Raw genomic sequence first — 25,582 nt, forward strand, 5'->3', positions numbered from 1 at the left:
TCAAATGGGCGCTTATATCGCGCGGCGACTGTTATTGGTGATCCCCACGCTGCTGGGGATCCTAATCATCAACTTCGCCATGGTACAATTTGTCCCGGGCGGACCGATTGAGCAAATTCTGGCTAACCTAGAAGGTCAGGGCGATGTGTTTGAAACCATCGCCGGAGGCTCGGATGATGCTGTTGATAAGTCCGAAAGCGAAGACTATATCGGTGCGCGCGGCTTGCCGCCTGAATTTATAGCCGAGCTGGAAAAAGAGTTTGGCTTTGATAAACCGCCGATGCAGCGGTTTTTGCAAATGATGTGGAACTATATCCGCTTTGATTTTGGCGAAAGCTATTTCCGCTCGATCAGCGTGGTGGATTTGGTGTTGGAAAAAATGCCGGTGTCTATATCGCTAGGGCTGTGGTCGACCCTGATTGCCTATCTGGTGTCGATCCCGCTAGGCATTCGTAAAGCCGTGAACGATGGCAGTCGGTTTGATACTTTTACCAGCGGCTTGATCATCGTGGCCTATGCGATCCCGGGGTTTTTATTTGCGATCTTGCTGTTGGTGGTATTCGCCGGCGGTTCGTACTATCAGATTTTTCCCTTGCGCGGTCTGACCTCGGAAAACTTTGACCAGCTATCGCTGCTGGGCAAAATCGGTGATTATGCCTGGCATATAGCCCTGCCGGTCATTGCCTCGACGATTTCGGCCTTTGCAACTCTGACCTTACTGACCAAAAACAGCTTTCTCGATGAAATACAAAAGCACTATGTGATGACCGCAAGGGCCAAAGGTCTAAGCGACCGCCGCGTGCTTTATGGTCATATTTTTCGCAATGCCATGCTCATAGTGATCGCCGGATTTCCGGGGGTGTTCATCGGCGTGTTCTTTGGCAGTTCGCTGATTATCGAAACTATCTTTTCGCTTGATGGTCTGGGCCGTATGGGGTTTGAGGCCGCTGTTGCACGCGATTATCCAGTGATCTTCGGCACCCTTTTTGTCTTTGGCCTGATGGGGCTGGTGGTCGGTATCCTTTCTGATTTGATGTATGTCTTTGTCGATCCGCGTATAGATTTTGAAAGCCGGGAAGGATGATGCGCCTGTCCCCATTAAATCACCGCCGCTGGCGTAATTTTTGCGCCAATCGCAGGGCCTATTGGTCGCTAATGATCTTTTCGCTGATTTTTGTGCTGTCGCTGTTTGCCGAGTTTATCGCCAATGACAAGCCGGTCTTGGTGAATTACCGCGGCGCGTATTTCACGCCGGTGGTGAATTTTTATCCCGAAACAGCCTTTGGCGGCGATTTCAAAACCGAAGCGGTCTATAGCGATCCGGTGGTCAAATGCCTGATCCGAAGCGGCGGTCTTGAGGGGTGTTTTGACACCCCCGAAGAGCTGATCGCACAAATTGACAACGGCAGCTTTGATCCCCAAACCGCCGGTTTCTATCCCGGCTGGGCGCTGTGGCCGCCAATCCCATATGCCTATGATACATCGGTTGAGCGGGCAGGGCCTGCGCCGTTGCCGCCCAATGGTCAGAACTTGCTGGGCACCGATGATACCAAGCGCGATGTGCTGGCGCGGATTATCTATGGCTTTCGGCTGTCGATCCTGTTCACTATTATTGTCACCACCGCCTCAAGCATCATTGGCATAATCGCCGGCGCTATTCAGGGGTTTTTCGGCGGTCTGACCGATTTGCTGTTTCAGCGGTTTATTGAAATTTGGGGCGGCGTGCCCTCGCTTTATGTGATTATCATCATGTTTGCCATTCTGGGGCGCAGTTTCTGGCTGTTGGTGATTTTAACCGTGCTCTTCGGCTGGGTCGGATTGGTGGGCGTGGTGCGCGCGGAATTTTTGCGCGCCCGCAACCTTGAATATGTCCGTGCCGCCCGCGCTTTGGGCGTTGGCAACTGGACCATTATGTTTCGCCATATGTTGCCCAATGCGATGGTGGCCACGTTGACCATGCTGCCATTTATCGTCACCGGCACCATTGGCGCTTTGGCCAGCCTTGATTTTCTGGGCTTTGGGCTGCCGTCTACTGCGCCGTCACTGGGCGAGCTGACGCTGCAAGCCAAACAGAACCTGCAGGCGCCATGGCTTGGCTTTAGCGCATTTTTCACCTTTGCGATTATGCTTGCGCTGCTAGTGTTTATTTTTGAAGGCGTGCGCGATGCCTTTGACCCGCGAAAGATTTTTCGATGAGTGATCTGCTAAGCGTTGAAAACTTGAACATCCGCTTCCGCCAAGACGGCGCGCAGGTGCATGCAGTGCGCGGCATTGGCTTTACGGTAAAAGCTGGCGAAGTTGTGGCACTGGTCGGCGAAAGCGGGTCGGGCAAATCGGTCACGGCGCTGAGCACCGTGGCGCTGCTTGGCGCAAGCGCAGAGATCAGTGGATCGATCACCTATCAGGGCCGGCAGATGGTCGGCGTGCCCGAGGCCGCGCTGCAGCAGGTGCGCGGCAATGACATCAGCTTTATTTTCCAAGAGCCGATGACCTCGCTCAATCCGCTGCATACAATTGAAAAGCAGCTCAGCGAGGCGATTGAACTGCATCAGGGCCTTTTCGGCAACCGCGTGCGTGACCAAATTATATCGTTGTTAACCCGCGTGGGTTTGCCAGATCCGCAAACTCGTCTGGGGGCCTATCCGCATCAGCTTTCTGGCGGTCAGCGTCAGCGGGTGATGATTGCCATGGCCTTGGCCAACAAGCCCAAGCTGTTGATCGCAGATGAGCCGACCACTGCGCTGGATGTGACCATTCAGGCGCAGATTTTAGATCTGCTGGCAGATTTAAAGCGCCGCGAAGATATGGCGATGCTATTCATCACCCATGATCTGGGAATTGTGCGGCAGATCGCGGATCGGGTCTGCGTGATGCAAGACGGCAGTATTGTAGAAACCGGCCCCACGGCGGATATCTTTGCCGCGCCCTCGCATCCCTATACCCAAAAGCTGCTGGCGGCGCAGTCGGCGGGCACGCCCGATCCGGTGGCCAGTGGTGCGCCGGTGATTGCTGAGGCGCAAAACGCGCGGGTCTGGTTTCCGATCCAGCGCGGGCTTTTAAAACGCACGGTGGGGCATATCAAAGCGGTGAACGACGTCTCGCTCAAGGTGCGCGCCGGGGAAACCATCGGCATCGTTGGCGAAAGCGGGTCGGGAAAATCATCTCTGGCGCTGGCGCTGATGCGGCTGATCGCATCGCAAGGTGATATCTATTTTGAAGGGCGCGACATTCGCAGGCTGAAAACCAAAGCCCTGCGCGCCCTGCGCCAGGATATGCAGATCGTGTTCCAAGATCCCTTTGGGTCGCTTTCCCCGCGCATGACCTGCGCCCAGATTATTGCCGAAGGCCTTGGCGTGCATGGCACCCCAGAGGGCCGGGACAGCGATGATTTGGTACAGGAGATTATGCAGGAAGTGGGGCTTGATCCGCAGATGATGCACCGCTACCCGCATGAGTTTTCTGGCGGTCAGCGGCAGCGGATTGCCATTGCCCGCGCCATGATATTGCGGCCCAAACTGGTGGTTCTGGATGAGCCGACCTCGGCGCTTGATATGACGGTGCAGGAACAGATCATTGACCTGCTGCGCGCCCTGCAGCGCCGCCATCAGCTGGCCTATCTTTTTATCAGCCACGACCTCAAGGTGGTGCGCGCCATGGCGCATTACGTTTTGGTGATGAAAGACGGCGATGTGGTCGAAGAGGGGCCAGTGGCAGATATCTTTGACGCGCCCAAATCCGACTATACCGCCACGCTGATGCGCGCCGCTTTCGAGCTCTAGCGGCGTCTGCCAAAAAGCAGTCAGCGGAGTTGTTAGGATGCAACCTCATAGCCGGCGGCCTGCATCACCCGCAGCAATTCCTGATGGCCGGTTTTGGCCATCGCAAGCGGAGGATTGGCCACCGGATCCTGTTCGGCTTCCACCACGAACCAGCCTTCATAGCCATAGCTGGCCAGCCGTTTGACGATGGCTTCAAAATCCAATGTGCCATCCCCGGGAACGGTAAAGGCACCGGCAATCACCGCATCAAGAAAGCTGGCGGTACTGCGATCAAGCCCTGCGATCACGTCGCCGCGGATATCTTTGGTATGCACATGGTTGATGCGGGCGTGATGTTTGTCGATCACCCGCAGCACATCGCCGCCGGCAAAGGCCATGTGACCTGCATCAAACAAAAGCGGCAGGGCCGCGCCCGAGTTGGCCATCAGGACATCCAGCTCGGCCTCGGTTTCTATTGCGGCAGCCATATGGTGATGATAGCTTAGCGGCATGCCTTGCTCGGCGCACCATTCGGCAAATGCGGTCATTTTATGCCCGTAGCTGCGGGTTTGCGCGGCGTCCAGTTTAAGTTTGGTGGAAAGCGGCGCTACGCGGTCGCCCTGAATGGTGCCAGCAGTTTCGCCGTAAACAATGCAGGGCGCGCCCATCGCTTTAAACAGCGCCATCTGTGCGCTGATGCGGTCTTTTTCCCGTTCCAGATCGCCGGTCAGCAATTCACCGGAAAACCAGCCCCCGCAGACCGATATGCCGTATTGCAACAATACTGGGCCCAGCACCGCCGGATCCATCGGAAAGCGGCGTCCGGTTTCCATGCCGGTATAGCCTGCCACGCTGGCTTGGCGCAGACATTCGTCGAGCGAGACATCATCGCTGAGCTCTTCTAGATCGTCGTTCCACCACGCGATCGGTGCAATGCCCAGTTTTGCTTTCATCGCTACACCCCAATGCGCTGCTGTTTGCGGATCGCGTCATGATCGGCGCGTGCATCGCGCACCTCTTGGCGCGCGCTGACCTCGGGCACGCCCACATCCCATGGCGCATCACCCGGGGTCCATTCATAGGCATCGGACGGAATGGTTAAAACCGTTGTTTTGTCATTCTCCTGCGCCCATTTCATCGCTTCGTCCAATTCGCCAAGGGTTTCTACACGGCGCCCATAAGCGCCCATGGATTCGGCATGTTTTGCGAAATCCACAGAAAAAGGTTCTTTTACACGGCAATCTTTGATCAGATTGTTAAACGACGCCCCGCCTTTGAAATTTTGCAGCCGGTTGATGATCGCAAAGCCGCCATTATCGGGCACGATGACAATGATTTTATGGCCGGTCAGCACGGTGGAATAGATATCCGAATTCATCATCATATAAGTGCCGTCCCCAACAATGACGATCGGGGTGCGGCTGTCATCGGCCATGGCGGCGCCCCAGCCGGCGGGGATCTCATAGCCCATGCAGGAAAAGCCAAATTCTGTATCCACTGTGTTGGGGGCTTTGACGCGCCAGCCTTTGTTGACCTCACCCGGGGGGCCGCCTGCTGCGGTGATCACCAGATCATTGGTTTTGGCATTGTCTTGAATGACTTTGATAACCTGCGCATAAGACGGCACATGGGCATTGCTTGGCGCTTGCAGCTCATCAAGCTGCGCGTTCCATTTGGCCATCTCATCGCGCCCCTTGGCCATCCAGCTGCTTGGCGCTGTCCAATCGCCCAAGGCCGCCTCAAGCTCGCGCAGGCTTTCGCGTGCATCGCCCACCACCGAAATGGCGCGGTGCTTGGTGGCATCAAAGCGTGCTGCATTGATGGAAATAAACTGCGCATCGGGCTGAAAGCTGCTCCATGAGCCGGTGGTGAAATCCTGCAATCTGGTGCCGATGGATAAAATCACATCCGCCTCGGCGGCCATGGCATTGGCCGAGGATGATCCGGTCACGCCAATGCCGCCCACATAAGCGGGGTGCTCATGCACCACGGCGCCTTTGCCAGCGATAGTTTCACACAGCGGAATGCCGCGGGTTTTGGCAAAATCGCCCAGTATGGTTTCGGCAAAAGAATAGCGCACGCCGCCGCCGGAAATGATCAGCGGCCGTTTGGCAGCTTTCAGCGCGGCGATGGCTTTGGCCAGTTGCTGCAGATCGGGGCGCGGGCGCGGGATACGGTGCACCGTGGGTTCAAAAAACGCTTCGGGATAATCAAAGGCAATTTCCTGCGTGTCCTGACACAGCCCAATAAAGGCCGGTCCGCAATCGGCGGGATCAAGCATTGCGGCAATGGCTTGCGGCAGCGATGAAACAATCTGTTCGGGATGGGTAATCCGGTCCCAATACCGGGTCACGGCCTTAAAACTTTCATTTACCGTCAGGGTCGGGTTGTTGAAATGCTCGACCTGCTGCAGCACCGGATCGGGGCGGCGGTTGGAAAATGTATCACCCGAGATCAGCAGCACCGGAAGGCGGTTGGAATGGGCCACGCCTGCGGCGGTGACCATATTGGTGGCCCCGGGGCCAACCGATGAGGTGGCAATCATCAATTGCCGCCGCCGCTTGGCCTTGGCATAACCAATGGCGGCCAAAGCCATGGATTGCTCATTCTGGCCGCGCCAAGTTGGCAGGGTGTCTTGAACCGCTTCCAAAGCTTCGGCAAGGCATGTCACATTGCCATGCCCGAAAATACCAAAGACGCCGGCAAAAAGCGGAACCCGCTCGCCGTCAATTTCGGTAAACTGGTTGCAAAGATAGCGCACCAATGCTTGCGCCATTGTCAATCGAACAAAGCCTTTGGCCATATCACCCTCCTGCGGTATTACTTTTAATATTATCAGTCCTGCGCAGTGCCGATTTGATCCTGTGCAGACAGGCAGCGGCGCAATTTTTTGGGGGTTTTCCCAGATCAGTTGCAATATAAACAGGGTTTGATATGAAATGGAAGAACCCTTTGCAACCGGTTGCAATAAAACTTTGAGAGAGCGTATGATACCAAATAAATTAAAAACCAAATGGCAAAACGGCGCACCGACAGTGAACGGATGGCTTTCCATTGGCAACGCCTTTACCGCCGAGATTATGGCCGAGCAGGGCTTTGACAGCCTAACCATTGATTTGCAGCACGGGTTTTTAGACTACAGTGATGCCAAACCCATGCTACAAGCACTGCGGGCAAGCGGCGTCACGCCTTTGGCGCGCGTGCCCTGGCTGGACCCCGGCATTATCATGAAAATGCTCGATGGCGGCGCTTATGGGATCATATGCCCGATGGTCAACCGCTCTGAGCAAGCGGCACAACTGGTCGAGGCCATGCGCTATCCGCCATTGGGCAGCCGCAGTTTTGGCCCGACACGGGCCAATATCTCAAGCGGTGGAAACTATGCCAGTGAGGCCAATGAGACGGTTCTGGCTATTGCCATGATCGAAACCGCTGAAGCGGTAGAAAATGTCGATGCGATTTGCCAAACGCCGGGGCTTGATGGCATTTATATTGGTCCGGCGGATTTAACGCTTGGGGTGAGCAAGGGCGCCTTGCCACCGGGCTTTGACCGCACCGAACCCGAGATAGTCGCGGTGATCAAAAAAATCCTTGCCGCTGCGAAAGCCGCAGGTATTCGCGCAGGGCTGCATTGCGGCACGCCAGAATATGCCGCCAAGGCCGTTGGCTGGGGCTTTGATATGGTGACCATGTCTGGCGATGTGGCCTTTCTGTCCGGTGCGGCCGCCAGTAATGTAGGCGCAGTGCGATCCCTGCTTGGTCAGTCCACCGAACCCGAAGAGCCAAATAGCAGCGGGGGCTATTGATGCCCCATATCGTTGTGGCCGGCAAATTACATGAGGCCGGTCTTGCGCTACTGGATCAGGCCGCAGGGGTCAGCTATGACTATGTGCCCGATGCAGATCCAAGTGCTTATCTGGCATCATTGCCGCGTGCCGAAGGCTTGGTGCTGCGCACCCAGCCTTTGCGCGATGTTGATATTGCCGCCGCGCCCCAGCTGCGCATCGTATCGCGTCACGGCGTGGGCTATGACGCAGTGGATACCGCAGCTTTGGCCGCGCGCGAGATACCACTGGCCATTGTCGGGGATGTCAATTCACGCACTGTGGCCGAACACACAATGATGCTGCTTTTGGCTGCATCGAGGCGGCTGGTGAAATCTGCGGTTGCCCTGCGTTCTGGTGACTGGGCCCACCGAAATGCCTTTGAGCCGCAAGAGGTCGACGGCAAAACTCTGCTGATTATCGGCTATGGACGCATTGGCCGCCGGCTTGCAGAACTGGCCAGCGCTTTCGGTATGCGGGTTCTGGCCTATGATCCATTTGTGCCAGAGGGCGGGTTTGACGGCGCGCAGCGGGTTGCGGATTTGGCCGAAGGCCTGCCGAAAGCGGATTGCGTTTCGCTACATATGCCAAATTCAGACGCGCCGGTTCTGGGCGCCGATGCGCTTGATCTGCTGCCCAGCCATGCGGTGATTGTAAACACGGCCCGCGGCGGCCTGATCGATGAAGCCGCGCTGTTAGAGCGTTTGCAACAGGGCCGCATCGGCGCGGTCGGGCTTGATGTTCTAGCCGATGAACCGCCGGGGCTTGACCATCCGTTTTTAGGCTTGGATAAGGCCATTGTTACCCCACATTCAGCCGGTCTGACCGAAGAATGTGCAGCCCGCATGGCGCGGGTGTCGGTGCAAAATGTGCTTGATTACTTCGCGGGCCAACTGGATCCGGCGTTATGTGTGAACTTGGTAAAGTAAAAGGGGCAGGGGCGTGAAATTAGGTTTGATTGGATCGGGGTTTATGGGCAAGGCGCATGTCTATGGCTTTGCCACCGCCGAAAAAGTGTTTGACCTGCCAGTCCGCTTTGAAATGGATTTGATGGCGGATGCAAACTTGCCTCTGGCCGAAGCGGCGCGGCAGGCGTTTGGATTTGCCCGTGCCACTGCAAACTGGCGTGACCTGATTGATGATCCTGATATCGAGGTGGTGGATATCACCGCGCCCAATGCTTTACACAAAGAAATGGCACTGGCAGCGATTGCTGCCGGAAAGCATGTCTATTGCGAAAAACCGCTTGCGCCTTTGGCTAAGGATGCGCTGGAAATGACCGAAGCTGCCGAAGCCGCAGGGGTCAAAACACAGGTGGGTTTTAATTACCTGATGAACCCGATGCTGGCACTGGCGCAGCAGATGATTGCCGAGGGCGAGCTTGGTGAAATCTATTCCTACCGCGGGGTGCATGCAGAAGATTACATGGCTGATCCCGAGGCGCCTTATAGTTTTCGTCATGATCCGGCAGGCGGCGGCGCGCTGGCGGATATTGGCAGCCATGCGCTGGCCACGGCCGAGTTTTTGCTTGGCCCGATTGCATCGGTGTTTGGCCATAGCCAGACCCTGATCCCCACGCGGCGCGACAGCGCGGGAAACCTGCGCGGTATAACTGTGGATGATACCACCCAGAGCATCGTGAAATTTGCCAGTGGTGTCAGCGGCAGCATTGAGGCCAACTGGTGCGCAAGCGGCCGCACCATGCAGCATGACTTTGAGGTCTATGGCTCAAAAGGAGCGCTGCATTTCTCCCAAGAGCGCTTTAACGAGCTGCATTTTTTCAGCGCCTTGGATGCCAAAGGCCGGCGCGGGTTTCGCCGGATCGAAGCCGGGCCGGATCACTTCCCCTATGGTGAGTTCTGTGTCGCGCCGGGGCATCAGATCGGCTTTAACGATCTGAAGGCGATTGAAATTGCCGGCTTTGCCAAAGCCATCGCCGGTGAGGCGCCCGAGCCCTTTAATTTTCGCGCCGGGTGGCGCATTCAAAGCCTCGTTGAGGCAATACAAACCTCATCTGCTGAAAGGCAATGGATTAACACGGAGCCAGCGGTATGAGCGATCTTCATCTCTCCCCAAAGGGGGATTATGGCAAGCTTTATGATATTACGCCTGCCTCGGCCGGTTGGTCCTATGTGGGCTTTGGCCTTTACCGTCTGAAACCCGGCGATCAGGTGGCCGAGCATACTGCTGAAACCGAAGTGATTTTGGTGCTGGTGGAAGGCAAAGCAGAGATCACCGCAGGCAGGCAGAGCTTTGGCGAAATGGGCGCGCGCATGTCGGTGTTTGAAAAAACCCCGCCCCATGCGCTTTATGTACCCGGCCGCACCGACTGGTCGGCGCAGGCCACCACCGATTGCGTTCTTGCGGTCTGCGCTGCGCCCGATATCGGCGATTATCCGGTGACGCGGCTTGGCCCTGAGGGCATCGAAAGCATGCAGCGCGGCCAAGGCGCTAATACGCGTTATATTAATAACATTGCCATGGAAGGCCGTGATGTGGCCAGCAGCCTGTTGGTGACCGAGGTGTTTACCCCGCAGGGCAACTGGTCGTCTTATCCTTCGCATCGCCATGACGTGGATGACTATCCCAATATCACCTATCTTGAGGAAACCTATTACCACCGGCTCAACCCGTCGCAGGGGTTTGGGGTGCAAAGGGTCTATACCGAAGATGGCAGTTTGGATGAAACCATGGCCGTCAAAGACGGCGATGTGGTTTTGGTGCCCAAAGGCCATCACCCGTGCGGTACGCCCTATGGCTATGAGATGTATTACCTTAATGTAATGGCCGGACCGCTGCGCAAATGGCGGTTTGTCAATGATCCGGATCATGATTGGATTTACCAGCGCGATCTGCGCTGATCTTAGGAGAGTGTGATGCCCGTAGAACCGCTTCGATCTTATTTTGCCGGTCAGCGCCGATTGCGGCTTGGGCTTGTGGGCGGCGGCACTGGACTAATTGGCGAAGTGCACGCCAATGGCGCGCGGCTTTCTGATCGCTGGGATGTGGTGGCGGGGGCTTTGTCCTCAAATCCAGAGCGCGCCAAAACCAGCGCTGCGCGCTGGCAGCTGGCGCCCGAGCGCTGCTATAGCGATTATCGCGCCATGGCCGCAGCCGAAGCACAGCGCGATGACGGCATTGATGCGGTCGCGATTGTCACCCCCAATAATCTTCATGCGCCGGTTGCCTTGGCCTTTATGGAGCAGGGCATTGATATCATCTGTGAAAAACCGCTGACCGCCGCGCTATCCGAAGTGGCCGAGTTGCAAGCCGCGCAGCAGAGTTCCGGTGTATTTTTTGGGCTGGCCTATGCCTATGCCAGCCATCCGATGGTGCGGCAGGCCAAGGCGATGGTCGAGGCCGGCGATCTGGGCGAGTTGCGTCAGGTGCATGTGGAATATTTTCAGGATTGGGCCATAGACCTAAGCGGCGAGGATGAAAATATGGCTTGGCGCTTGGACAGTGCCCGTTCGGGCCCCAGCTTTACGGTGGCCGATATCGGCACCCACGCCGAACATCTAGCCTGTTTTGTCAGCGGCCGCAAAATCGAAGCCCTCAGGGCCGATTTTCATGTCACCGGCGCATCAAAGCCAATGGAAGACACTGCCTTTATGCAGCTGCGCATGGCCGGCGATGTGCCAGGCACGTTGATGGTCAGTCAGGCCATGGCTGGCAGCCAGTGCGGCTTTCGCCTTCGGGTCTGCGGCAGCAAGGCCACGGTGGAGTGGTGTCAGGAAACGCCTGAGGTTTTGCAATACCGCGCGGTCGGGCAGCCCGAACAGCGGATCACGCGCGGCTATGGCGCGGGGATATATCCGCAGGCTGAGCGCTTGGTGCGTATGCCGCGCGGCCACCCCGAGGCGCTGAGTGATGCTTGGGCCAATCTTTATCTTGAATGCGCCGCCGCTATTGCGGCCCGCCGCAGCGGCACGCCGCTGCCCGAAGGGCTGATCGCGCCGCCCATGCTTGACGAGGGCGTTCAGGGGATGAAGTTTACTCAGGCTGCCGTCGAATCCAATGCCTCAGGCGCTTGGGTCACGCTCTAGGCTGCTACTTATACGCCATCCAACAGGCCGCAAGGCCCCCCTAAACCAAAGATTGACCGCGCCGCAGGCCAAGCGCTAATGCTTTGTGTAGCGCAGCCCAAATAGCGCGGTTTTGATGAAGGGAACGTCATGACGGCATCAGACATATTCAAAGAAGATATTTATAACCGGCTTGAGGGATTGAAAGCCGAAGGCCTTTATAAATCCGAGCGTGTGATTACCTCGCCGCAGAGGGCGGAAATTACACTGCAGGATGGGCAGGAGGTGATTAACCTTTGTGCCAATAACTATCTGGGACTGGCCGATGATCCGGCGGTGATTGCTGCCGCCCATAAAGCGCTCGACCGTGCTGGCTTCGGCATGGCCAGCGTGCGGTTTATCTGCGGCACCCAAGCCGATCACAAAACACTTGAGCAGCGTATTGCGGCATTTTTCGGCAAAGAGGACTGCATTTTATACCCCAGCTGTTTTGACGCCAACGCAGGGCTTTTTGAAACCCTGCTTGGGCCCGAGGATGCGATTATTTCCGATGCGCTTAACCATGCCAGTATTATTGATGGTATCCGGCTTAGCAAAGGCCAGCGGCTGCGCTATGCCAATTGCGATATGGACGCGCTTGAGGATTGTTTGCGCAAGGCTGCGGGTGCGCGCCACCGGCTGATTGCCACCGATGGGGTGTTTTCCATGGATGGCTCGCTGGCAAAACTGGATCAGATTTGCGATCTGGCCAAGCAATATGATGCCATGGTCATGATCGACGAATGCCACGCCACAGGCTTCTTTGGTCCCACAGGGCGCGGCACGGCAGAGCATTTTGGCGTTCTGGAGCGGGTTGATATTATCACCAGCACTCTGGGCAAAGCGCTGGGCGGGGCGTCGGGCGGTTTTACGGTTGCGCGCGCGGAAGTGGTGGATTGGCTGCGGCAAAGATCACGGCCCTATCTGTTTTCCAACAGCCTTGCGCCAGTGATTGCGGCAGCTTCGCTTGAAGTTTTTGATCTGATTGAAAACGGCGCAGATCTGCGCGCGCAGCTGTGGCAAAACGCGGCCTATTTCCGCGCTGAGATGTCCGCGCTTGGCTACCGGCTTTTGCCCGGCGAGCATGCGATTATTCCGGTGATGCTTGGCGATCCCAAACTGGCGCAGCAGCTGGCCGCCGGTCTGCATGATGAAGGCGTCTATGTGACCGCCTTTTCCTTTCCTGTTGTGCCCAAAGGCACCGACCGCATCCGCACCCAGATGAACGCGCGCCTGAGCCGCGATCAACTGGACCGCGCCATTGGCGCCTTTGCTCGTGTTGGCCGCAAACTGGGGATCATCGCATGAGCAATGAAATGAAAGCGCTGGTCAAAGCTGCCCCGGAACAGGGCCTTTGGCTGCAAATGGTGCCAGTGCCCGAACCGGGGCCCAATGAAGTGCTGATCAAAGTGCGTAAATCAGCGATTTGCGGCACCGATGTGCATATCTGGAACTGGGATGAATGGTCGGCCAAAACCGTGCCGGTGCCGATGGTGGTCGGACATGAGTTTTGCGGCCAGATCGTGGATTGTGGCCCCGGCGCGCAGAAATACAAGATCGGCACCCGCGTTTCTGCCGAAGGTCATGTGGTCTGCGGCGTCTGCCGCAACTGCCGCGCGGGGCGCGGTCAGCTGTGCCGCAATACCGAAGGCATAGGCGTCAACCGGCCGGGATCATTTGCCGAATATGTCTGTCTGCCCGAACATAATGTGGTGCCGATCCCGGACGATATTCCCGATGAGATTGCGGCGCTATTCGATCCCTTGGGCAATGCGGTGCACACCGCGCTTAGCTTTGATCTGGTGGGCGAGGATGTGCTGGTCACCGGCGCCGGACCGATCGGCATCATGGGCGCTTTGGTGGCGCAGAAAGTGGGCGCGCGAAAAGTGGTGATCACCGATATCAACCCCTACCGGCTACAACTGGCCAAGCAGATGGGGGTGCAATATGTGGTCGATGTGAGCAAAACATCCCTCCGCGATGTGATGGGCGATATCGGCATGAGCGAAGGCTTTGATGTCGGGCTTGAAATGTCCGGCGCTGCGCCTGCGATGCGGCAAATGATCGAGCGGATGAACAATGGCGGCAAGCTGGCCTTGCTGGGGATTGCGCCGACCGAATTTGCCGTGGATTGGAATACGGTTATTTTCAACATGCTTGAGATCAAGGGCATCTATGGGCGCGAGATGTTTGAAACCTGGTATAAAATGATCGCCTTGGTACAAAGCGGGCTTGATATTTCAGGCTTGATTACGCACCGAATTTCGATTGAAGATTACCGCGATGGCTTTGCGGCGATGACTTCGGGGCATTCGGGCAAAGTGGTGATGGACTGGGGCGATTGAATAGGACTACCCCTTGCACAGCTTTGCGCTGGGCGGGGTAGGTAAATTTGTTGGTGAGTAAAACGCAGGGGGCTGTGCAATATGCCAGAGATACAAAAGCAAGAAAGCATCACGCAGAAACCACTGCCGAGCCATGCTCAAGTGGTGGTGATTGGCGGCGGCGTTGTTGGCTGTTCGATCCTGTTTCATCTGGCAAAGTTTGGCTGGAAAGACGTGGTTCTGCTGGAACGGGACGAGCTGACATCCGGCTCAAGTTGGCATGCTGCGGGTCAGATCCATACCATTTCAAGTGATCCCAACATCAGCCGCCTGCAGGGCTATACCATTGATCTTTATAAAGAGATCGAAGAAACCTCGGGTCATTCGGTGGGTCTTCATATGACTGGCGGATTTTACCTTGCCTCCAATAAGACATGGTATGATTACCTTAAACGCGAACGCTCTAAAGCGCGTTATATGGGGCTTAATCAAGAGTTTATCAGCCCCAAGGAAGTGGCTGAGCGGCATCCTCTGATTGATCCGAGCCACTATCATGCAGCGCTTTGGGATGATCAGGACGGTGATCTTGATCCTTCTGGGGCAACCTATGCCTTTGCCAAATCGGCGCGGGTGCACGGAGCGCAGTATTTCACCCACACACCGGTGACAGCCACGCAGCAGCGCCTGGATGCCAGCTGGGATGTGACCACGCCGTGCGGGGTGATCAATGCCGAACATATCGTCAATTGCGGCGGGCTTTGGGCGCGCGAAGTGGGCCATATGCAAGGCATCAACTTGCCGGTGCAACCGATGGAGCACCATTATCTGTTGACCGAAAAAATTGACATGGTGGCCGATCATCCAACCCGTTTGCCCTGCGGCATTGATTATGAAGCCAACATCTATTTCCGTCAGGAACGCCAAGGTATGCTGCTGGGCACCTATGAGCCCAAAGGCACGCCTTGGAAAGTGGACGGCACGCCGTGGGATTTCGGCCATGAGCTGCTGCAGCCTGATCTTGACCGTATAGCCGACCGGCTTGAGCTTGGCTTTGAACGCATACCGGCGCTGGGCACGGTGGGGATTAAAGATGCGATCAATGGCCCCTTTACCTTTGGACCGGACGGCAATCCTATGATCGGGCCGGTGCCCGGGATGCGCAACTACTGGGTGGCTGTGGGCGTGATGGCCGGCTTTTGTCAGGGCGGCGGAGTTGGCCTCACGCTGGCTGAATGGATGATAGACGGCGAGCCGTCGATTGATGTCTGGGCCATGGATGTGGCCCGTTTCGGTGAATTTGCCACCCCCGACTGGGGTAGTGTCAAATCCACTGAAAACTATGAGCGCCGCTTTGTGATGACCTTTCCCAATGAAACCCTGCCCAAAGGCCGGATGCAGAAAACCACGGCGCTTTATGACCGGCTGGTTGCCAAAGGCGCGCGGATGGATCAAAGCTTTGGGCTTGAGCATGCGCTGTGGTTTGCCGATGGCCCCAACGATGCGCATGAAGACCCCACATTTGAGCGCAACCGCAGCCATGAGTATGTGGCGCGTGAGGTCAAAGCCGTACGCGAAGCCGTTGGCGGCATTGAAATTGCCAATTTTGCCAAACATGAATTTCAGGGCGCCGGCGCGCGCGCCTATCTTGACCGGATTTTGGCGGGGCATATCCCAAAGCCGGGGCGCTTGACGCTGACCCCGATGCTCACCCCCAAAGGCAAGCTTTACGGGGATTTAACTGTAGCCTGTCTGGACGAAGACCGCTTTATGCTATTTGGCTCGGGCGCAATGCAGGACGCACATCGGCGCTGGTTTGAAAAAGACCTGCCTGCGGATGTGCGCTATGCCAATGTCTCGGACGACTGGCACGGCATAGCGCTCAGCGGGCCAAAATCGCGCGCCCTGCTTGCGCGCATCACCCGCGCCGATGTCTCGGCCGAAGGCTTTAAGTTTCGCGACCTGCGGGAAGGTTTCGTTGGCGGCGTGCCAGCGCTTATCAACCGCATCAGCTTTAGCGGCGAGCTGGGCTATGAAATTTACTGCAAGCCGCAATATCTGCTGCGCTTGGCCGAAGCCATCGAAGAGGCCGGCGCAGACCTGGGCTATCGCTGGTACGGGGCGCGGGCCCTGATGTCGCTCAGGCTTGAAAAAAGCTGGGGCGCATGGGCGCTGGATTATCGCCCCGATTTCAATGCGGTTGAAAGCGGGCTGGATGGGTTTATCAACTGGCGCAAGGAGTTTGTTGGCAAGGCGGCCACTGAACAGGTTCGCGCTGCTGGCGCTGCGCGTAAGCTGGTGACGCTGGTGGTGGATGTGGACGGCATTGATGTCAGCAATGACGAAGCCATTTTGCACGGCGGCAAGGCCGTTGGCTATGTCAGTTCGGGCGGCTATGCGCATCATGTGGGCCGGTCGATGGCCATGGGCTATGTTGACGCCGAACACGCCGCAGCGGGCACAAAGCTACAGGTGGAAATTCTGGGCCAGTTTTATGATGCTGAAGTGCTTGGCGCGCCGCTGTACGATGCGAATGGGGCGAATATGCGCGCGTGATGCGCGCATATATCCTCTGTCAGCGGGCGCTTTGTAGGAGTTGCAGCTTCAAATTTATTTCTGGATCGCTGCCAAGATCAGCAAAATCAAAAAGGCAGAAAAAACCCAATTTCCATTGCTGGGTTGCGCGGTTTCCTGTGCAATGACAGTAGGTTCCATTCTAGGTTCTGCAGTGCCGCCGGCAAACCCGGTGTTGGCGATAGCGGCAAAGGCAAGAGCAAGAGCGATTTTTTTCATGGGGTCCTCAAAAGTAGCACAAGATCCGTTGGGGCGCGGCGGTGATCTTGGCCGAATCGCCGCGCTGCTGGGGATAATAAATCAACAACCAAAGCGCTGAAAACCGCTTTGGGAATTAGTTGCCTATGTTGTCAAATAAGCAACACCTGAGTGCCAACTTTGGCCATCGCGAACAGCTCGGCGATATGTTCGTTATAAAGCCCGATACACCCGTTTGAGGAACGCCGCCCGATTTTGCGCGTATCATGAGTGCCATGGATGCGGAAATACTGCCAGCTTAGATAAAGCGCATGCGAGCCAAGCGGGTTATCCGGACCCGCTTCAATAAACTCTGGCCATTCCGGATTGCGTTCTAGCATCGCGGGGGTTGGCCGCCAGCTGGGGCCTTCTACAAGGCGCGTTACCCGGGTACGTCCGCGCCGGGTGAGGTCTTCACTCAGCGGAACGCTTGAGGGATAAAGCTTATAGACGCTTTCATCGCTGGACCAAAAATGCAGTGCCCGCGAGGATATATCGACCAAAATCGCACCTTTGTTTAAATTCTCAAAATAGGGTCGCCAATCAAGCGCTCGAAAACTTGAAATATTATGCCGCACCGTTCTTGAAACATCGCTTTCAATTTCGGTGGTAGACGCTTCGTTGACATCTTCTTGTGCGTGCAGCGGGCTCGATATTGCGGCTGCAGAACTGGCTAAAAAAGTTCGGCGCGTCAGGCGCATAGTGTCATTCTCCTAAATTCTCACAAAACCATGTGATTCACCGAGCATAATATGGCGAGAAAGTCGCAGTCTCAATTCAAACTCGCGTTACCACGGCAAAAAGTGCGATTCTGGGTTTGATTGGACACGTCTGTCATTGTAAGCACAACCCGAAATTATACTCGGGGTACGTAGCGTGCGATATATCTTTCTTATTTTAGGGAGTGTTTTGGCTTTGTCGGCCTGTACGCCAGAGCTTCAGCAATTGGGGCCTGATGGCAAACCTCTGCCCAAACTATACAATTTGGCCAATCAGGATAGTGCGACTGTTCAGTTCCGGGTGCTTGATGCGGTCAATGCGCTGCGCAAATCTGCAGGACATTCAAGCGTTAGCCTGAACGCCAAACTTACCGCGGCTGCGGCCACCCATTCGCGCGATATGTCGCTTCAAAATCGCCCGTGGCATTTTGGATCAGACGGGTCTTCACCGCTGGATCGGGTGGAACGGGTCGGCTATGCGCAACAGTTGATTGGCGAAGCCATCTCGGAAACTTTTGAAACCGAGTTGGAAACCATTGCTGCATGGATGAAAAAGCCCAACACGCGAAATGTGCTTTTGGACCCCATGGCCCGCGAAATTGGATTTTCTTGGTATCAGGAATCGACCGGTAAAATTTGGTGGACCTTGGTGACAGGCGGCCCTGGGCTAAACCAAGAAGCGGTTATGGTTGAATAAGCACCGGCGTGCCGATGCGGACCAGTGCATAGACTTCTTCGATCTGCTCATTTTTCAGCGAAATGCATCCTTGAGTCCAATTGCGTTTCCAAAAATGCGGTTTGGTATCTTCGCCGTGAATGAAAATATCTCCGCCCGGATCTACGCCTAAAGATTTTGAATGCGCCCGATCGGCGGCATTGGGATAAGAGATACCTAGGGACAGGTGAAATTTACTTTGTGGATTCTTACGATCTATCCGATAGGTGCCTTCGGGTGTTTTGCCGTCACCTTTGGCTGTTTTATGCCCATTGGGTGAAAACCCTAGCCCAATCCGATAGCTGCGCACCACGTTTTGGCCATTCATCAAATAGAGCTTGCGGTCTGATTTTCGCACGACAACACTGGTGATAGGCAGGCTTATTTCGCTTTCAGATTGACTAGAAGTCCGAATGTCCAAGGGCTGCATGCATCCGGCAAGGAGCACGAGCGGAAAGACAATTAAAATCAGTTTTTTCAAGGTTTATAGCCTGCTCGTTTTCCTCCGTATAAATTGAAAATTCTTATAAAAAAAGTATCAAAATGAATTTTTATTGGGCCTTTTGAGATAATGTGTGCTTTAGGGTAGCCCATCTATCCGAGGCGGTTGGTGGCAAGGCATGTTTTAACGCCCAAACATCTGCGTAAAGAAGAACCCGTTGGAATATCTCAATTGGGCCACTCTCACGCAACGTCAATGCAACTATTGCTGGATTTTCAGCTGCGTATGTTTTTTCAATGCGCGAAGCACAGGAGAAACGCATGTATACAGTGATCGGCAGTTTAACAACGCGGGCGTTCCGCGTGGTTTGGATGCTCGAAGAGCTCGGAGTTGAATATACCAACCTCAATGTTAAACCGCGCAGTGAAGCGGTGCTCAAGTATAACCCCTCTGGCAAAGTGCCAGTGCTTTTAGATGGGGATACGCCGATCTGCGACTCGACGGCGATCCTGACCTATCTGGGCGATAAGCATGGCGGTTTGTGTTTTCCCACGGGCACCATAGAGCGGGCGCAGCAAGACGCTTTTCTGCATCAGATTCTAGATGAAATTGATGCGGTTTTATGGACTGCAGCGCGGCATTCTTTCGTTCTGCCCGAAGAGCACCGCGTGCCTGAGATCAAGCCGAGCCTGAAATGGGAATTTGAACGTAATCTGACCCGCTTGATGGATCAGATGAAGGGACCGTTTCTAATGGGAGAGAAAATAACCCTACCCGATCTTATTCTGACCAATTGCGCCCAATGGGCTGAAGGCGCCCGCTTTCCGAGCGACAATGTCAAATTTCAAACCTATGTGGCGCAAATGCGTGCGCGTCCTGCTTATCAAAAGGTCTGGGCGCAGCGATAGCTTTGCGGCTGGGCAAAGGGGCGGGGTTTTAGCTGCGCTGCGCATATTGCGCCGCCTTTGTACCGGCCCAAGCGCCTGTGGCCATCGAGGCAGTGATTAAATACCCGCCTGTCGGGGCTTCCCAATCTAGCATTTCACCGGCGCAAAACACCCCCGGGCAAGCGTTTAGCATCATGTCGGGGCTAAGGTCTTGCCACCTGACGCCCCCCGCGGTTGAGATCGCGCCATCCATGGGGGCCAGCCCTTGGTGGCGCAGCGGCAGCGCCTTGATCACTTCGGCAAGCGCTTTGGGGCTCTGCGGCAGCTGGGCGCAGAGCTCATGCAGCAAAGCACGCTTGGGCGGGCCAAGCTTTAAGCGTTTGCGGAGAAAATTACTTAAACTGGCCTTGGCGCGTGGCTGGCTGAGGGCCTGCGCCACCTTTTGAATGCTCCAGTCTGGCAGCAGGTCAATCTTGATCTTAGCGCCGCCCCGCACAGCGCGGCTTAGGCTGTAAATCCCGCTGCCTTCTAGCCCTGCGCGGCTGATAATCGCTTCGCCGCGCACTGCGCCCTTAGGGGTTAAAAACGCTATGGATTTTAACGCCGCGCCAAAATGCGGCTGCATATGCGGTGACCAATCTATGTTTAGGGCGGCATTGGCGGGTAAAAACGGCGCCAAGGACACGCCTTTTTCCGCTAATATGCTGGCCCATGCCCCATCTGATCCCAGCCGCGCCCAACTCGCCCCGCCCAATGCTAAAATGCAAACATCAGCAGGCTGCACCACGCGGCCTTCGGGCGTGTCGAACCCATAGCCGTCCTCTTGCCAGCCGGTCCAGCGCCAGCGGGTTTTGAATTCTGCCCCGCCTTGCGCCAACCGGCCGAGCCAAGCGCGCAGCAGGGGCGAGGCTTTCATCGCCTTGGGAAAGACGCGCCCTGAGGAGCCGGTAAACACCTCGGCCCCCAGCGCATTGGCCCATGCCATCATCTGCTGCGGGCCAAATTGCTTTAGCATGGGCGTTAGCAGTGGCGCGGCCTCGTAGAACTGCGCGCCGAAATCACCGAACGGTTCATCTTTGGTCAGGTTCAAACCGGATTTTCCCGCCATCAGGAACTTGCGGCCAAAGGATGGCTTGGCCTCGGCGATGGTCACCCCAAGCCCTGCGGCGAGCAGTTGCTCGGCGGCCATCAACCCCGCTGGGCCGCCGCCGATCACAAGCGCCTGTTTGACCATCCGTTCTAATCCCTTTGGTTGCTGCACACACGCCCATCGGCGCGGCGCGAATGGGCCACACCTATAACTCTGCGCCGCCAAAGGAAAGCCGCGCGTTTATATTCCGCGCGGCCCTTTGTGGCGCGGCAATGGGGGTTCGCGCAAAAACTGTGGTATTGCTATGACTTTCAACCTAAGATTTGGCAAGACAAGCGTTATTTTGACCAAATGCATACCGCCCCGACAGACAGGGCAAAAGATTTAATCGCATAGGCTATTTTAGATGAGTCAGATCAAAACGAAACGAAGCGCCAGTAAAAACCCCTTTTATATTATGGCCACGATCTATGGGGAAAACACCGATGAAATTGACCTTTCTCTCCATCGACAAAACCGAGATGTATGGAATGCTTGGGCCTGTCAGGGGCTGTCCAAGGATGAAAAAGACGACCTTCAAAAGACCTATCAAGGGCTTATAATCCCAGACTGGACAAAGGATTTACAAAAAACGGTGAATGACGCTTTTGCCAAACGATTGCCCGGTGGACCCATCCCGAGTCATAACAACGACATTGATTTTAAAGACACAGATTTTGAACAAACTGTTGGTTTTGGGGGCTTTCTCTTTCTTAAGAATGCCGATTTCAGTGATGTCCACTTCACGAATGAGGCCTATTTTTGTAGTGCCAAATTCACGAATGAGGCCTATTTCTATAGTGCCAATTTCATGGCTAAGGCCTGTTTCACTTCTGTCAGGTTCAAGAGTAATGCTGATTTCAAGGACGCCGAATTTACCGAGGAGGTTAATTTCTATGGTACCCATTTTGGCACTCATTCTCAAGGGACTGTTAGCTTCTCAGAAGTTGTATTCAATGGTGATGCTATATTCTCGTTTGCGATATTTGAGGGCTACGCTAACTTCATCGAAGCCAAATTTAAGGGAAAGACTAATTTCCTCAAGGTTGAATTCCGGAGTGATGCCGAGTTCTGGAGTACTGAATTCATCGGAGAGACAGAATTCAGAGGTGTAGTATTTGACCGGTTGGTCAATTTACAAAATAGCCGTTTTGAAGCCAATAGTTATTTTCACGGTGCTCAATTTTACGGAATATCCTGTTTCACAGACGCCAGTTTTGCCCAGCCTGCAAATTTTGAGGAGGTGCACTTTACAAATCGCTACCCTGTTCTTAAAGGCACAAATTTACATAGCAAAACCACCTTGACCGCAAAAGCAAACCACTGGCCCAAAATTGCCGAATATCTGCGAGGGAGCGGCAAGTTGGAAAACGCTGCCGCTAGCTGTGCCCATCTGCGTCATAATATGACCGCGCAGGGGCTGCCGGATGACGCACATTTTTTCTTTCGCCGTGAAATGGGCTGTAAATTGGCCATGGCTGGCGGGGTTAAAAAGCTACCCCTTTGGCTTTATGGAAAGCTGTCGGATTATGGCTATAGCTATGGTCGACCTTTGGGTGGCCTGATTTGGCTTTGGTTGCTTTGGACGCTTGTTTACACGCCTTATTTTCTATCCCAAGAGCAGGTTGAAACCCTTGCAACAAAAACAACAGCCCTTGCCAAGGCCGCCGGCCTGTCCTTTGCCAATATTTTTGTCTTTTTTGGCTTTCATAAACGGTTTGATATGAAATGGTCAGGGGACTCCAACTGGCTGATTGCCTTTACCGGCCTTGAAACCATCCTTGGATTTATCCTTTTGTTTTTCCTCGGCCTCGGCCTGCGCAACCAGTTTCGCCTAAAATAGTCTAAGTGCGCAATTGATCCGTTCAATTCAAAGCAGGCCCGTTGAACATGGTTTTGATCGCGGCGCCATGGCCCGGCGGTGCGGCGCAGATGTCCCCGCACAGCGCTTGCGCGGTGCTGATCAGCGCATCTGGTGGGCAGATGCGGTCAATAAGGCCATAGTTTAGCGCTTCATCCGCCGTGATTTTCTGACCAGCCATCAGCAGCATTTTTGTCCGCGCCGGCCCGATAAGGGCGGCCATACGGGCCGGATCGCTCGGCTGCGGTAGATAGCCGAGCTTCATCACCGGATAAAAGAATTTTGCCCCCGGCACTGCAAGGCGGATATCACAGGCCAGCGCCATACCAAATGCGCCGCCGGCCAAAGTGCCATTGAGCGCCGCGATGGTCAGACCGGGCAAAGCCGCAATCGCGCCCGACGCCCGTTCCCAGACATCGGATGTGGCGAGCCCCGCTTTGACTGCGTTTAGATCGGCGCCTGCGCTAAAAACTGTGCCTGCGCCGGTGATGATCACAGCCCGTGCTTCTTTGGCTTCGCCGGCAATTTCAGCAATCCGCTCAAGCATCTCAAAGCTGAGCGCATTGGCTTTATCAGCGCGGTTCAAAGTAAGCGTCCAAACCCCGCCCGAGATGTCTAGATCAATCATATAAGGCCCACGGCTTTGCGAATGTCGTCGTCGCGCAGGGATATTTCGCGGCCCAGATAGCCGTCGGCCGCAGCGCTGCACATCCATAGCAGCGCTTTGGCGGGCCAGTCCGCAGGGATATGATCGGACCAATTGAGCTGGCTTACTGGATTGATCCCGCTGGCCTTTATATCGCGCTGCATCTGGGTGGCCACAGTACCCGGCGACATCCCCATGGCACGAATGCCGCTGGCGCCGTTTTCCAGATGCAGACATTCTGTCAACATCGCGGCGCCGGCTTTTGAGGCGCAATAATGGCTCCAGGCTTCAACCGGATTATGCGCTGCGCCCGAGCTTACCGTGATGATGGTGCCACTGCCGCGGCCCAGCATATGCGGAAGCGCCGCGCGCATGGCATAGAAAACACCTTTCAGATTGACGTCGATCACCTTGTCCCATCCGTCTGGATCAACGCTGCTTAAATGCGATATGGGTTCGATTGCGCCAGCATTGTTTATGACAATATCCAGCTGGCCAAAGGTTTTAATCGTGGCGTCCACTGCCGCGCTCACGGATGTATAGTCAGAAATATCACAGGTTTTTACCAGTGTTTGGGTGCCAAGTTCGGCGGCAACTGCCTTCAGCTCGTCCGCGCTGCGCGCAATCAGGCAAAGCGTGGCCCCTGCGGCGGCAAAGGCCCGCGCGGTTTCGGCCCCGATACCCCGGCTGGCACCCGTGATAAGAGCGGTTTGACCCGTCAGATCGGTCATTTCAAAAACTCCCAATTGTTCAGAAATTGGTTTAACGGCTATTTATCGCCGCGTCCATGCAGCGCTGTTGCTGAGCCCCTTGACCTTGGTGCATACACGCCGCAAGTTATCCATATTGGTTTTCAATTAACCTGATAAAATGGGGTGTAGGGTATGACGTTTAGGTCTTTTGCTGCAGTGGCATGTTTTATAAGCGCTGGCTCATCTGTGTTGGCAGATGTCAGCGCGGTTCAGGTGTGGGAAGATTTTCTTGAAGGGATCAAGTCAAGCGGTAGCGACGTTTCCGTGATACAAGATCGCTCGGCCGGTCAAGTCGCCCTAGATGACTTTCTAGTGCTCTATCAAGACCGCGATATTGGAATGCGCCTTGAAATGGATATCGGGCAAGTGGCCTTTGTTGAGAACGGTGATGGCAGTGTGTCGATCAATCTGCCCCAACAAATTCCAATAACCATGGAGTTCAGGGATAATTATAGCCAAGTGACATCGATCTCTGCTCTATTGGAAATGTCAAATATGCGGGGGCTTGCCTCGGGAGACAGCAGCCAGATCACCTATGATTACAGCGCGGACCAAATGGCGCTTAGATTGCAATCTTTGATCGGCGAAGGCAAGCGCATTGGGCCCGATCAGGTGCAATTTTCAATGATTGCAACTCAGGTCTCGAGCACCGCAACAACATTTATTTCTAGCCTGCGCGAAATGATTGGACGCAGCAATATAGAAGATCTTGAGGTGTCGGGCATGTTGGCGCCCCAAGGCGAGGATTTCAACGCCAGTTGGGTGAGCAAAATTCACCAGCTTCGCTTTGCCAATAGCGGCCAGACGCCTGAAAACGTCTCGGTTCAACAGTTGAGCAAGGCATTGAAGGCGGGTCTTAATAGTTCGAGCGTGATCAGCTATCAATCCGGAGAGACCAAAATTATGGTTCGCACGCCTGATGGTGATTTTTCGGGCTCAACAAGTTCAACCGGGGCCAGTAGTAATACCTCGATATCCAAAGACGGTCTGTTGGTGCTCATGGATGTCAGCGGGGTTAATTTCGAAGCCTTTGCAAGTGTTTTTCCAGTGCCTATTAACGGCGAGCTGGGATCTTTTGTGTATGGGCTTACCATGCCCGTTCTGCCGCACAGCGAAGATCAGGGCTTTGGCCTCCGCTTTGAAATAAATGACTTGGCGGTGGCAGACGGTCTTTGGGCAATGTTTGACCCAATTGGGCAACTGCCACGTGATCCAGTCAGCTTGCGCATTGATGTTGGCGGCATGGTCAAACTTTTGTTGGATTATCTGGATCCTGATCAGCTGGAAGCATCACTTGATAGCATGGAAGTGCCTGGCGAAGTTTCCCAGATCACTCTGAACGCGATTGATGTCAGCGCACTTGGCGCCGAGCTGTCGGTCCAAGGCGCCTTTGATATCAATAACGAAAACCTGAGTACCTTTGACGGATTTCCAGCGCCGCAGGGCAAGGCCACGGCGACCCTAAGCGGCGCGAACGCTCTGCTTGATACCCTGTCCCAGATGGGTCTTATTGCCGGTGAGCAGGTAATGGGCGCGCGGATGTTCATGGGGATGTTTGCGCTTCCCGTGGGCAGAGATAAGTTTGAAACCGAGGTGGAAATTGATGCCGAAGGCGGGGTATATGTCAATCAGCAAAGGTTCCGCTAGCTTTTT

23 protein-coding genes are annotated in these 25,582 nt (G+C 55.2%); 15 read left to right on the forward strand and 8 right to left on the reverse strand.

Features of this window, described 5'->3' with window-relative positions:
• Window positions 1–4 precede the first annotated feature (4 nt).
• From yejB to GN278_02320, 3 genes are read left to right on the forward strand one after another with little or no spacing between them, the layout of a single operon-like run.
• Window positions 5–1,084, forward strand: coding sequence for a microcin C ABC transporter permease YejB (yejB, locus tag GN278_02310; GenBank protein ID XAT59756.1), 1,080 nt, complete (start codon window positions 5–7; stop codon window positions 1,082–1,084).
• Window positions 1,084–2,196, forward strand: a complete 1,113-nt coding sequence (locus GN278_02315; GenBank protein ID XAT59757.1) for an ABC transporter permease subunit — start codon at window positions 1,084–1,086, stop codon at window positions 2,194–2,196. The genes yejB and GN278_02315 overlap by 1 nt, the downstream gene beginning before the upstream one ends.
• On the forward strand, window positions 2,193–3,779 hold the full coding sequence (locus tag GN278_02320) for a dipeptide ABC transporter ATP-binding protein (GenBank protein XAT59758.1): 1,587 nt from the start codon (window positions 2,193–2,195) through the stop codon (window positions 3,777–3,779). The genes GN278_02315 and GN278_02320 overlap by 4 nt, the downstream gene beginning before the upstream one ends.
• Before the next feature lie 32 nt (window positions 3,780–3,811).
• Here GN278_02320 and iolE read toward each other — a convergent pair whose 3' ends face one another.
• Complete coding sequence (iolE, locus tag GN278_02325; protein XAT59759.1) at window positions 3,812–4,711, reverse strand: myo-inosose-2 dehydratase; 900 nt, start codon at window positions 4,709–4,711, stop codon at window positions 3,812–3,814.
• Window positions 4,712–4,713: 2 nt separating this feature from the next.
• Complete coding sequence (iolD, locus tag GN278_02330) at window positions 4,714–6,561, reverse strand: 3D-(3,5/4)-trihydroxycyclohexane-1,2-dione acylhydrolase (decyclizing) (protein XAT59760.1); 1,848 nt, start codon at window positions 6,559–6,561, stop codon at window positions 4,714–4,716.
• Window positions 6,562–6,745: 184 nt separating this feature from the next.
• Between iolD and GN278_02335 the strand changes: the two genes are divergently transcribed.
• The 8 genes from GN278_02335 to GN278_02370 all read left to right on the forward strand — a co-directional run bounded on the left by GN278_02335 (window position 6,746) and on the right by GN278_02370 (window position 16,523).
• Window positions 6,746–7,564: a 2,4-dihydroxyhept-2-ene-1,7-dioic acid aldolase gene (locus GN278_02335; GenBank protein ID XAT59761.1), complete on the forward strand. Its 819-nt coding sequence runs from the start codon at window positions 6,746–6,748 to the stop codon at window positions 7,562–7,564.
• Window positions 7,564–8,511, forward strand: a complete 948-nt coding sequence (locus GN278_02340) for a 3-phosphoglycerate dehydrogenase (protein XAT59762.1) — start codon at window positions 7,564–7,566, stop codon at window positions 8,509–8,511. Before GN278_02335 ends, GN278_02340 begins: the two co-directional genes overlap by 1 nt.
• A gap of 43 nt (window positions 8,512–8,554) precedes the next feature.
• Window positions 8,555–9,637 (forward strand): gfo/Idh/MocA family oxidoreductase, encoded by a 1,083-nt coding sequence (locus tag GN278_02345; protein ID XAT62505.1) that lies wholly within the window; start codon window positions 8,555–8,557, stop codon window positions 9,635–9,637.
• Window positions 9,634–10,443, forward strand: coding sequence for a 5-deoxy-glucuronate isomerase (gene iolB, locus GN278_02350; GenBank protein XAT59763.1), 810 nt, complete (start codon window positions 9,634–9,636; stop codon window positions 10,441–10,443). The genes GN278_02345 and iolB overlap by 4 nt, the downstream gene beginning before the upstream one ends.
• Window positions 10,444–10,458: 15 nt before the next feature.
• The gene (locus GN278_02355) at window positions 10,459–11,628 is read left to right on the forward strand and encodes an oxidoreductase (protein XAT59764.1); all 1,170 of its coding nucleotides are present in this window, start codon (window positions 10,459–10,461) and stop codon (window positions 11,626–11,628) included.
• A 129-nt stretch (window positions 11,629–11,757) separates the two neighbouring features.
• Window positions 11,758–12,954: a glycine C-acetyltransferase gene (locus GN278_02360; protein ID XAT59765.1), complete on the forward strand. Its 1,197-nt coding sequence runs from the start codon at window positions 11,758–11,760 to the stop codon at window positions 12,952–12,954.
• On the forward strand, window positions 12,951–13,991 hold the full coding sequence (locus GN278_02365) for an L-threonine 3-dehydrogenase (GenBank protein ID XAT59766.1): 1,041 nt from the start codon (window positions 12,951–12,953) through the stop codon (window positions 13,989–13,991). The genes GN278_02360 and GN278_02365 overlap by 4 nt, the downstream gene beginning before the upstream one ends.
• A 123-nt stretch (window positions 13,992–14,114) precedes the next feature.
• The gene (locus GN278_02370) at window positions 14,115–16,523 is read left to right on the forward strand and encodes an FAD-dependent oxidoreductase (protein ID XAT62506.1); all 2,409 of its coding nucleotides are present in this window, start codon (window positions 14,115–14,117) and stop codon (window positions 16,521–16,523) included.
• Between the two features lie 54 nt (window positions 16,524–16,577).
• Here GN278_02370 and GN278_02375 read toward each other — a convergent pair whose 3' ends face one another.
• Window positions 16,578–16,760, reverse strand: coding sequence for a hypothetical protein (locus GN278_02375; GenBank protein XAT59767.1), 183 nt, complete (start codon window positions 16,758–16,760; stop codon window positions 16,578–16,580).
• 131 nt (window positions 16,761–16,891) lie between these two features.
• Window positions 16,892–17,479 (reverse strand): L,D-transpeptidase family protein, encoded by a 588-nt coding sequence (locus GN278_02380; protein XAT59768.1) that lies wholly within the window; start codon window positions 17,477–17,479, stop codon window positions 16,892–16,894.
• Window positions 17,480–17,687: 208 nt separating this feature from the next.
• Here GN278_02380 and GN278_02385 point away from each other — a divergent pair, with 208 nt between their 5' ends.
• Window positions 17,688–18,194 carry a CAP domain-containing protein gene (locus GN278_02385; GenBank protein ID XAT62507.1) on the forward strand — a complete coding sequence of 169 codons (507 nt, stop codon included), beginning with the start codon at window positions 17,688–17,690 and terminating at the stop codon, window positions 18,192–18,194.
• On the opposite strand, the gene GN278_02390 is transcribed toward GN278_02385, so the two are convergent.
• Window positions 18,181–18,642 (reverse strand): L,D-transpeptidase family protein, encoded by a 462-nt coding sequence (locus GN278_02390; protein ID XAT62508.1) that lies wholly within the window; start codon window positions 18,640–18,642, stop codon window positions 18,181–18,183. The genes GN278_02385 and GN278_02390 overlap by 14 nt on opposite strands.
• A 332-nt stretch (window positions 18,643–18,974) precedes the next feature.
• On the opposite strand from GN278_02390, the gene GN278_02395 reads away from it, so the two are divergent.
• A complete protein-coding gene (locus GN278_02395; protein XAT59769.1) occupies window positions 18,975–19,562 on the forward strand; it encodes a glutathione S-transferase in 588 nt (195 codons plus the stop codon).
• A gap of 28 nt (window positions 19,563–19,590) precedes the next feature.
• Here GN278_02395 and GN278_02400 read toward each other — a convergent pair whose 3' ends face one another.
• Window positions 19,591–20,775: a TIGR03862 family flavoprotein gene (locus GN278_02400; protein XAT62509.1), complete on the reverse strand. Its 1,185-nt coding sequence runs from the start codon at window positions 20,773–20,775 to the stop codon at window positions 19,591–19,593.
• A gap of 262 nt (window positions 20,776–21,037) precedes the next feature.
• Between GN278_02400 and GN278_02405 the strand changes: the two genes are divergently transcribed.
• Complete coding sequence (locus GN278_02405) at window positions 21,038–22,513, forward strand: hypothetical protein (protein XAT59770.1); 1,476 nt, start codon at window positions 21,038–21,040, stop codon at window positions 22,511–22,513.
• 22 nt (window positions 22,514–22,535) lie between these two features.
• On the opposite strand, the gene GN278_02410 is transcribed toward GN278_02405, so the two are convergent.
• Together GN278_02410 and GN278_02415 are read right to left on the reverse strand one after the other, a co-directional pair.
• On the reverse strand, window positions 22,536–23,159 hold the full coding sequence (locus tag GN278_02410) for an enoyl-CoA hydratase/isomerase family protein (GenBank protein ID XAT59771.1): 624 nt from the start codon (window positions 23,157–23,159) through the stop codon (window positions 22,536–22,538).
• A complete protein-coding gene (locus GN278_02415) occupies window positions 23,156–23,908 on the reverse strand; it encodes an SDR family NAD(P)-dependent oxidoreductase (protein XAT59772.1) in 753 nt (250 codons plus the stop codon). The genes GN278_02410 and GN278_02415 overlap by 4 nt, the downstream gene beginning before the upstream one ends.
• A 153-nt stretch (window positions 23,909–24,061) precedes the next feature.
• Here GN278_02415 and GN278_02420 point away from each other — a divergent pair, with 153 nt between their 5' ends.
• Complete coding sequence (locus tag GN278_02420) at window positions 24,062–25,576, forward strand: hypothetical protein (GenBank protein ID XAT59773.1); 1,515 nt, start codon at window positions 24,062–24,064, stop codon at window positions 25,574–25,576.
• Window positions 25,577–25,582 lie beyond the last annotated feature (6 nt).

It is taken from the genome of Rhodobacteraceae bacterium Araon29 (assembly GCA_039640505.1).
In the GTDB taxonomy this organism is placed as follows: Bacteria; Pseudomonadota; Alphaproteobacteria; order Rhodobacterales; family Rhodobacteraceae; genus CABZJG01.

Bases quoted from the DNA above. Each gene is read 5' to 3' on its own strand.
- GN278_02400 (XAT62509.1), bottom strand. From the start codon at position 20,775: ATGGTCAAACAGGCGCTTGTGATCGGCGGCGGCCCAGCGGGGTTGATG.
- iolE (XAT59759.1), bottom strand. From the start codon at position 4,711: ATGAAAGCAAAACTGGGCATTGCACCGATCGCGTGGTGGAACGACGAT.
- GN278_02390 (XAT62508.1), bottom strand. From the start codon at position 18,642: ATGCAGCCCTTGGACATTCGGACTTCTAGTCAATCTGAAAGCGAAATA.
- iolB (XAT59763.1), top strand. From the start codon at position 9,634: ATGAGCGATCTTCATCTCTCCCCAAAGGGGGATTATGGCAAGCTTTAT.
- GN278_02340 (XAT59762.1), top strand. From the start codon at position 7,564: ATGCCCCATATCGTTGTGGCCGGCAAATTACATGAGGCCGGTCTTGCG.
- GN278_02380 (XAT59768.1), bottom strand. From the start codon at position 17,479: ATGCGCCTGACGCGCCGAACTTTTTTAGCCAGTTCTGCAGCCGCAATA.
- GN278_02355 (XAT59764.1), top strand. From the start codon at position 10,459: ATGCCCGTAGAACCGCTTCGATCTTATTTTGCCGGTCAGCGCCGATTG.
- GN278_02365 (XAT59766.1), top strand. From the start codon at position 12,951: ATGAGCAATGAAATGAAAGCGCTGGTCAAAGCTGCCCCGGAACAGGGC.
- GN278_02315 (XAT59757.1), top strand. From the start codon at position 1,084: ATGCGCCTGTCCCCATTAAATCACCGCCGCTGGCGTAATTTTTGCGCC.
- GN278_02320 (XAT59758.1), top strand. From the start codon at position 2,193: ATGAGTGATCTGCTAAGCGTTGAAAACTTGAACATCCGCTTCCGCCAA.
- GN278_02420 (XAT59773.1), top strand. From the start codon at position 24,062: ATGACGTTTAGGTCTTTTGCTGCAGTGGCATGTTTTATAAGCGCTGGC.
- GN278_02345 (XAT62505.1), top strand. From the start codon at position 8,555: ATGGGCAAGGCGCATGTCTATGGCTTTGCCACCGCCGAAAAAGTGTTT.
- iolD (XAT59760.1), bottom strand. From the start codon at position 6,561: ATGGCCAAAGGCTTTGTTCGATTGACAATGGCGCAAGCATTGGTGCGC.
- GN278_02410 (XAT59771.1), bottom strand. From the start codon at position 23,159: ATGATTGATCTAGACATCTCGGGCGGGGTTTGGACGCTTACTTTGAAC.
- yejB (XAT59756.1), top strand. From the start codon at position 5: ATGGGCGCTTATATCGCGCGGCGACTGTTATTGGTGATCCCCACGCTG.
- GN278_02360 (XAT59765.1), top strand. From the start codon at position 11,758: ATGACGGCATCAGACATATTCAAAGAAGATATTTATAACCGGCTTGAG.
- GN278_02405 (XAT59770.1), top strand. From the start codon at position 21,038: ATGAGTCAGATCAAAACGAAACGAAGCGCCAGTAAAAACCCCTTTTAT.
- GN278_02415 (XAT59772.1), bottom strand. From the start codon at position 23,908: ATGACCGATCTGACGGGTCAAACCGCTCTTATCACGGGTGCCAGCCGG.
- GN278_02375 (XAT59767.1), bottom strand. From the start codon at position 16,760: ATGAAAAAAATCGCTCTTGCTCTTGCCTTTGCCGCTATCGCCAACACC.
- GN278_02335 (XAT59761.1), top strand. From the start codon at position 6,746: ATGATACCAAATAAATTAAAAACCAAATGGCAAAACGGCGCACCGACA.
- GN278_02395 (XAT59769.1), top strand. From the start codon at position 18,975: ATGTATACAGTGATCGGCAGTTTAACAACGCGGGCGTTCCGCGTGGTT.